Source organism: Microbacterium sp. P2_F9 (assembly GCF_056403635.1).
Map to the genome: position 1 here is coordinate 1 of NZ_JBFUFC010000193.1, position 7,488 is coordinate 7,488.

Below are 7,488 nucleotides of genomic sequence, written 5' to 3' on the forward strand. Positions count from 1 at the left end.
GGCGGGCGGGGTGATCGTGCCGGTCCTGATCTACCTCGCGTTCACCGCGGGCACCGGCTACGAGCATGGCTGGCCGATCCCGACGGCGACCGACATCGCGTTCGCCCTGGGAGTGCTTGCCGTGTTCGGGCGTGGACTCCCGCCCGCGATCCGGGTGTTCCTCCTCGCCCTCGCGATCCTCGACGACATCGTCGGCATCGTGCTGATCGCCGTGCTCTTCGCGACCGACCTCAACTACCTCGCGCTCGCGCTGGCATTCCTGTGCGTCATCGCCTTCGCTGTGCTGAGCCGGATGCTGCACACCCGCGCCCGGGCCGTGGTCGTGATCGCCCTGATCGTGCTCGCGATCGCCACGTGGGTGCTCGTGCTGCTCTCCGGGGTGCACGCGACGATCGCCGGTGTGCTCCTCGGCCTGGCCATGGCGCAGACCCCCGCGCTGGTCACCCGCCACGCGCTGGAGCCCTGGATCAACGCGATCATCCTGCCGATCTTCGCGTTCACCGCCGCCCTGGTGCCGATCCCGTCGGCAGGGAGCGGCCTCTCGCCGGTCTTCTGGGGCATCGTGTTCGCCCTGCCGGCCGGCAAGCTCGTCGGCATCGCCGGTGCGGGCTGGCTCGGCCAGAAGCTGTTCGGCGGCGGCGATCATCCGAAACTGCCGCTCGGCGATCTGCTCGCCGTCGGCGCTCTCGGCGGCATCGGCTTCACCGTCTCGCTGCTCCTCTCCGACCTTGCGTTCGAGGGCACGCCCGAGATCCGGGACGAGGCGATCCTCGGCGTGGTCAGCGGCTCCCTCATCGCCGCCGTGCTGGCCGCGCTCATCGTCACATGGCGCCGCCGCCACCATCGCATCGCCGGCACCCTCGTGGCGGAGACGGAGGAGGTGCACGCATGACCGATCCGCTCCGCGAGGCGGCGGACACGATGCGCGCCGTGCGCGACCGCTGCGTGTGGACGCAGCAGATCGACCATCGCTCTCTCGTGCCGTATCTCATCGAAGAGAGCGCCGAGCTCATCGACGCGGTCGAGGAGGGCACGCGCGAAGATCTCCGCGAAGAGCTCGGCGATCTGCTCTGGCAGGTGCTGTTCCACGCCGAGATCGCCTCCCGCGACGGCGAGGCGCCGTTCGGCATCGACGACGTCGCCCGCGGGCTGACCGAGAAGATGGTGCGGAGGCATCCGCACGTCTTCGGCGACGCGGTCGCGACGACGCCCGAAGAGGTGCTCGTGCATTGGAACGCGGCGAAGGCGGCCGAGAAGCGCGCCCGCACGAGCGTGCTCGACGGCGTTTCGGACCGGATGCCGTCGCTCGCGCTCGCCCAGAAGCTGCTGGGCAAGGCGGCTCAGGTGGGCCTCGCGGCACCCCCGGCTGACGCGCCCGCCACCGAGGCGGAGCTGGGCGATGCCCTCCTCGCCCTGGTCGCCACTGCCCGCGCCAACGGGTGGGACGCCGAGCGGGCCCTGCGCGCGCGACTGCGGTCGTTCGAGACCGAGATCAGGGATGCGGAGGCCGACCTGAAAGGATAGGGAGGTGGCATCCGTCAATCCGCCGCGCGGCATGCGCGACTTCCTTCCCGCTGACAAGACCAGGCGCGAGCGCGTGCTCGCCGTCATCCGCGAGCGCTATCGCGCGCACGGGTTCGATGAGATCGAGACGCCGGTCATGGAGGAGTTCGGCCGCCTGCACGCCGGCATCGGCGGCGACAACGAGAAGCTCGCCTACAACGTGCTCAAGCGCGGGCTCGACGCCGATGCGATCCGCGCCGCGGCCGACGACCCCGCCGAACTCGCCGATCTGGGGCTGCGCTACGACCTGACGGTGCCACTCGCGCGATTCTRCGCGAGCCACCGCGGCGAGCTGCCGACCGTGTTCCGCGCGATCCAGATCGCCCMGGTGTGGCGCGCCGAGCGCCCCCAGAAGGGCCGGTATCGCCAGTTCATGCAGTGCGACATCGACATCATCGGGGATGCCTCCTCCCGCGCCGAGGCGGAGCTGATCGTGGCGACGCTCGACGCGGTCGATGCGCTCGGCCTCACCGGCGCGACAGTGCGCATCAACGACCGTCGCCTGCTCGAGTGGATGCTGGCGAGCTTCGGCTTCACCGCAGACGAGCTGCCCGGCGTGCTCATCACGATCGACAAGCTCGACAAGATCGGCCCGTCCGGGGTGACCGCCGAGCTCGCCGAGCGCGGCGCGACACCGGCCGCGGTCGAGGCGTTCGGGGCCTTCCTGGTGCGCCCGATGACTCTGGAGTACAACCCGTTCGGCGAGCGGCAGATCCGCAAGCTGCTGCCCGAGGGCGCTCCCGACGAGGTCGTCGCGGCCCTGACCGGCATCGGCGAGGCGGTCGCAGCAGCCCGTGCTTCGACAGGCTCAGCAACCTCGTTCGTCGACATCCCGCTCGTCTTCGACCCCTTCCTCGTGCGCGGCATGGGCTACTACACCGGCACGATCTTCGAACTCGCGCACCCCTCGGTCGACTACTCGCTCGGCGGCGGCGGACGCTACGACGGCATGATCGGGCGCTTCCTGGGTCAGGACGCACCGGCAGTCGGCTTCTCGATCGGGTTCGAGCGGATCGTCGATCTCGTCGACGAGACGACGGATGCCGCGGCCCCCACCCTGGTGCTGGTCCACGATCGCGATGTCAAGTATGGCGAGCTCCTCGCGCTGAAGGCGGCGCTGATCGCCGAAGGCTCGCGGGTGCGGCTCGAGCAGCGCACCAAGAACCTCAAGGCGCTGCTGGAGCGCGCGGCATCCGACGGCTACACGGCGTTCGCGACGGTCGCGCCGGGTGCCACGAGGGACACGCTTGAGATCAAGCCCCTGACCTAGCCGTTCAGCGGGAAAAGTGTTCTAGTTGTTATAGAATAGTCGCATGCTGCTGCGACTCGACCCTGCGAGCGACGTCCCGCTGTTCGCCCAGGTGGCGACGTCGGTGCGGGCGGATGCCGCCGCCGGGCGGCTGAAGCCGGGTGACCGGCTGCCGTCGGCCCGCGACGTCGCCGGCGCGCTCGGCGTCAACCTGCACACCGTCCTGCGCGCCTACCAGGAGCTGCGCGACGAAGGTCTCGTGGACATGCGACGGGGCCGAGGCGCGGTCGTGACGGATGCCGCGGCGCCGCTCGCGCACCTGCGCGACGACGTCATCGCGCTCACCGAGCGCGCCCGTGCCCTCGGCTTGTCGCCCGACATGCTCGCCGCCCTCGTGAAAGAGACCGCTCGTGACCGCTGATCAGCTCCACGCCCTCGCCATCCGGCGCTTCATCCTGGTCGCGATCGCGATTCCGATCGGGATCGTCGCCATCGGCGTCGTGGTGCAGCTGCTCACCCTGCCGCAGGTTCCGTCGACGATCGCGGTGCACTGGGATGCGACCGGTCAGCCGAATCGGTACGCCGCGGCCTGGACGCAGCCGCTCTGGACGATCGTGTTCGGCGTCGGCGTCTCGCTGCTCATCGGCTTCGCGACGCTGCCGGGGCTCCGCCGTGGCGATCGCGGCGCGACCTACCGCCTCATGGGTGCGATCTCGGCCGCGACGGCGGCGTTCGTGACGGTGGCGTTCACCTGGACCTTCGTGATGCAGGCGGGTGAAGCCGGTGCTGCGAGTGCGCTTTCGGTGTGGCCGGCGCTGCTCGCGGCGTTCCTGGCATCCGTCGCCGTCGGTGTGATCGCGTGGTTCCTCCAGCCCGCCGAGGAGCGGATGCCGCGCACCCCCGCGGCGGCGAAGCCCCTGGCGCTCGCGCCCGGTGAGCGGGTCGTGTGGCTGCGGACCGCGAGCATGGCCCCGGCCGCCGCGATCTCGCTCGTCCTCGCTGTCGTCGCGGTCGCCGTGTCGGCGTTCGCGGCCTGGCTCGCCGGGGCCTCGGACGAGGTCGTGCTGCTGCTTGCGGGCATCGCGATCGTCCTGGTGATCGTCGTCGCAGCKACCGTCGCGTTCCATGTCCGCGTCGACGAGACCGGTTTCACTGTGCGCTCGGTGCTCGGCATCCCGCGCTTCCGCGTGCCGCTGGCGGATGTCGCCACGGCCGCGCGGGTCGACGTCAACCCGGTGGGGGAGTTCGGCGGCTGGGGGATGCGCCTCGGCGCCGACCGGCGGTTCGGCATCATCCWGCGCGCCGGCGAGGCCATCGAGGTCGCCCGGTCGAACGGCAGGCGCCTCGTCGTGACCGTCGACGACGCCGGCACCGGCGCCGGGCTGCTCGAGGCCCTGACGGCGCGAGCGACCGCCGCCCGCTCTTGACGGAGCCTGCCGGCCGGGGTTGGCTGAGGCCATGGCCGACCCCACCCCCGACACCTGGCGTCTCGTCGACGCCTATCTGACCGCGACCCTCGTCGGCCACGACGCCGACCTCGACGCCGCCGTCGCCGACCAGAACGCGGCGGGCCTCCCGCCGATCGAGGTCGCGCCGGTCAATGGCAAGCTGCTCCACCTGCTGACGCGCATGAGCGGCGCGCGGCGGGTGCTCGAGATCGGCACCCTCGGCGCGTACTCCACGATCTGGCTCGCCCGGGGGCTCCCCGAAGACGGACGGGTCGTCACGATCGAGGTGGAGCCGCACAACGCCGCGATCGCCCGCGCGAATCTCGACCGGGCCGGGGTCGGCCACAAAGTCGAGATCCTGCTCGGGCGCGCCGCCGACATCCTGCCCACGCTCGAGGGCGAGCAGCCCTTCGATCTCGTCTTCATCGACGCCGACAAGGAGTCGGGCACGATCTACCTCGACTGGGCGGCCCGCCTCGGCCGATCGGGCACCGTCGTGGTCGTCGACAACGTCGGCAGGGGCGGCCGGGTCGCCGATCCCGCGACGATGGATCCGCAGGTGATCGGCACCCAGCGCGCGCTCGAGCTGCTCGGCCGCGATCCGCGCTTCGATGCAACCGCGCTGCAGACGCTCGACGCGAAGGGCTGGGACGGCGTCGCCATCGCGCTCATCGTCTAGCACGCTCCGCGGCGAGGAGGCCATGCGGTCCAGGCATCCCCATCACTAGAGTGGAATGCGGACCGACGACGCTCCGCGATCCAGCCCTCCACGAACCTAGGAGTTCTTCCGTGGCACTTATCGAGGCAGTCAACGCGCGAGAGATTCTCGACTCGCGCGGCAACCCGACCGTCGAAGTGGAGGTGCTGCTCGACGACGGGATCGTCCAACGCGCAGCCGTCCCTTCCGGCGCGTCCACCGGCGCATTCGAGGCCTATGAGCTTCGCGACGGCGACAAGTCGCGCTACGGCGGAAAGGGCGTCCTCAAGGCCGTCGCCGCCGTCGTCGACGAGCTCGGCCCCGCACTCGAGGGGGTCGAGGCGAGCGAGCAGCGCATCGTCGACGAGATCCTCATCGAGACCGACGGCACCGAGAACAAGTCCCGCAGCGGTGCCAACGCGATCCTGGGCGTCAGCCTTGCCGTCGCCAAGGCCGCAGCCGACAGCGCCGACCTGCCGCTGTTCCGCTACCTCGGTGGCCCGAACGCGCACGTCCTGCCCATTCCGCTGTTCAACGTCATCAACGGCGGGTCGCACGCCGACAACGGCATCGACTGCCAGGAGTTCTTCCTCGCGCCCCTCGGCGCGTCGAGCTTCGCCGAGGCGCTGCGCTGGGGTGCGGAGACGTACCACGTGCTGCACAGCGAGCTGAAGGCCGCGGGCTACGCCACCGGCCTCGGCGACGAGGGTGGTTTCGCACCCGATCTGAAGAGCAACCGCGAGGGCCTCGACTTCCTCGTCAAGGCGATCGAGAAGGCCGGCTTCACCGTCGGCACCGACATCGCGCTCGGCATGGATGTCGCCGCGACGGAGTTCTTCCGCAACGGCGCCTACCACTTCGAGGGCAAGGACTGGAGCGCCGAGGCGCTCACCGACTACTACGTCGAGCTCGTCGACGCCTACCCGATCGTCACGATCGAGGATGCGCTCGCCGAAGACGACTGGGACGCGTGGAAGGCGCTCACCGAGAAGCTCGGCACGAAGACCCAGCTGGTCGGCGACGACCTGTTCGTGACGAACCCGATCCGGCTGAAGAAGGGCATCGACCTCGGCATCGCCAACTCGCTGCTGGTCAAGGTCAACCAGATCGGCACGCTGTCGGAGACCCTCGACGCCGTCGAGATGGCGCACCGTGCCGGCTACACGTCGATGTTCTCGCACCGTTCAGGCGAGACCGAGGACACCACGATCGCCGACCTCGTGGTCGCCACGAACGCGGGTCAGATCAAGAGCGGCGCGCCCGCTCGAAGCGAGCGCGTGGCGAAATACAATCAGCTTCTGCGTATCGAGGAAGAGCTGGGCGATGCGGCGGAGTTCATCGGCCGCGCGGCCTTCCCGCGGTTCAAGGGCTGACGCCCACCAGACGTGAATGAGAGGGGGAGCCGTGAGTGCGAAGGCGGCTCCCCCTTCTCGTGCCCGCCAGGCGCCGCGCGAGCGCCGGCCGGTCGATGTCCGCGCGTGGCTCGGCGGCATCCGCCTCTCCGGGTTCATGGTGATCATGATGGGGCTCGTCGTCCTCGCGGCCTTCGTCCTGGTCCCGACCATCGGCACCTATGTCGACCAGCGGCAGCGGATCGCCGCGCTCGCGATCGCGGTCTCGGTCAGCGAAGACGAGGTCGCCGATCTGAAAGCCCAGCGCGAACGATGGCGCGACCCGGCCTACATCACGACGCAGGCGCGCGAGCGGCTGTACTACGTCAAGCCCGGTGAGGTCGTCTATCTCGTCGACAACGACCTCACTGCGGCCGAGGTGCCGCAGGAGACCGACGCCGTGAGCGACGCGGTCGGGCAGACGCGCACGGATTGGATGTCGCAGCTGGTCCGCTCGGTCACAGAGGCGGGCCTGTCTCAGGCCGCGACCACCACGCCGGTCATCGGAGTGCCAGACCCCACGCCGTCCGCCCCGCCCACGCCTTCCGCCACGCCCACGAGCGACGGCTGATCCAGCGGCGTCCCAGCCGACGGCGCTACCGTGGAGGCGTGACCACGCCGCCCTTCCCGCCCGTCGCCGAGGCCGACCTCGAGGTTCTGCGCGCCCAGCTCGGGCGCCCCGCCCGCGGTGTCGTCGGGATCGCCGCGCGCTGCGTCTGCGGCAACCCGACAGTTGCGGCCACCCTGCCGCGCCTTCCGGACGGCACCCCGTTCCCCACGTTCTACTACCTGACCCATCCGGCCGCGACGGCGGCGATGTCGACTCTCGAAGCCGGTCAGGTGATGCGCACGCTCTCCGATGAGCTCGCGGATGAAGACGTCGCCGCCGCCTACGGCCGCGCGCATCTGGCCTACATCGCCGATCGGGATCAGTTCGGCGACGTCGAGGAGATCGAGGGGATCTCCGCCGGCGGCATGCCGACCCGCGTGAAGTGCCTGCACGCGCTCGCCGCGCACGCCCTCGCGGCGGGGCCCGGCGTCAACCCGATCGGCGATCGCGCGCTCGCTCTGTCGACCTGGTCACCGGCGCGCTGCGCCTGCGCACAGCCGGGGAACGCGGGGTGACGCGCAGCTCACGTC

General features: G+C 70.6%; 9 protein-coding genes. All 9 read left to right on the forward strand.

Going from position 1 to position 7,488, the window contains the following annotated elements:
• A partial coding sequence (locus AC1DVT_RS16285) for a Na+/H+ antiporter NhaA (protein ID WP_477390029.1) occupies nt 1–892 on the forward strand: 892 nt, incomplete at its 5' end.
• On the forward strand, nt 889–1,524 hold the full coding sequence (locus AC1DVT_RS16290) for a nucleoside triphosphate pyrophosphohydrolase (RefSeq protein ID WP_477390030.1): 636 nt from the start codon (nt 889–891) through the stop codon (nt 1,522–1,524). The genes AC1DVT_RS16285 and AC1DVT_RS16290, both read left to right, overlap by 4 nt.
• Nucleotides 1,525–1,555: 31 nt before the next feature.
• Entirely contained in the window at nt 1,556–2,833 is a 1,278-nt protein-coding gene (gene hisS, locus AC1DVT_RS16295; RefSeq protein WP_477390034.1) for a histidine--tRNA ligase, read from the forward strand.
• A gap of 43 nt (nt 2,834–2,876) precedes the next feature.
• Complete coding sequence (locus tag AC1DVT_RS16300) at nt 2,877–3,233, forward strand: GntR family transcriptional regulator (protein ID WP_457101559.1); 357 nt, start codon at nt 2,877–2,879, stop codon at nt 3,231–3,233.
• Complete coding sequence (locus tag AC1DVT_RS16305) at nt 3,223–4,239, forward strand: DUF1648 domain-containing protein (protein ID WP_477390031.1); 1,017 nt, start codon at nt 3,223–3,225, stop codon at nt 4,237–4,239. The genes AC1DVT_RS16300 and AC1DVT_RS16305 overlap by 11 nt, the downstream gene beginning before the upstream one ends.
• A 31-nt stretch (nt 4,240–4,270) precedes the next feature.
• The gene (locus AC1DVT_RS16310) at nt 4,271–4,939 is read left to right on the forward strand and encodes an O-methyltransferase (protein ID WP_477390032.1); all 669 of its coding nucleotides are present in this window, start codon (nt 4,271–4,273) and stop codon (nt 4,937–4,939) included.
• 110 nt (nt 4,940–5,049) lie between these two features.
• Entirely contained in the window at nt 5,050–6,330 is a 1,281-nt protein-coding gene (gene eno / locus AC1DVT_RS16315; RefSeq protein ID WP_457101562.1) for a phosphopyruvate hydratase, read from the forward strand.
• A 31-nt stretch (nt 6,331–6,361) separates the two neighbouring features.
• Nucleotides 6,362–6,919: an FtsB family cell division protein gene (locus AC1DVT_RS16320; protein WP_477390033.1), complete on the forward strand. Its 558-nt coding sequence runs from the start codon at nt 6,362–6,364 to the stop codon at nt 6,917–6,919.
• Between the two features lie 38 nt (nt 6,920–6,957).
• Nucleotides 6,958–7,473: a DUF501 domain-containing protein gene (locus tag AC1DVT_RS16325; RefSeq protein ID WP_457101564.1), complete on the forward strand. Its 516-nt coding sequence runs from the start codon at nt 6,958–6,960 to the stop codon at nt 7,471–7,473.
• Nucleotides 7,474–7,488 lie beyond the last annotated feature (15 nt).

Excerpts from the sequence above, each read along its gene's own strand:
- AC1DVT_RS16300 (WP_457101559.1), top strand. The coding sequence starts at position 2,877 with ATGCTGCTGCGACTCGACCCTGCGAGCGACGTCCCGCTGTTCGCCCAG.
- AC1DVT_RS16310 (WP_477390032.1), top strand. The coding sequence starts at position 4,271 with ATGGCCGACCCCACCCCCGACACCTGGCGTCTCGTCGACGCCTATCTG.
- AC1DVT_RS16290 (WP_477390030.1), top strand. The coding sequence starts at position 889 with ATGACCGATCCGCTCCGCGAGGCGGCGGACACGATGCGCGCCGTGCGC.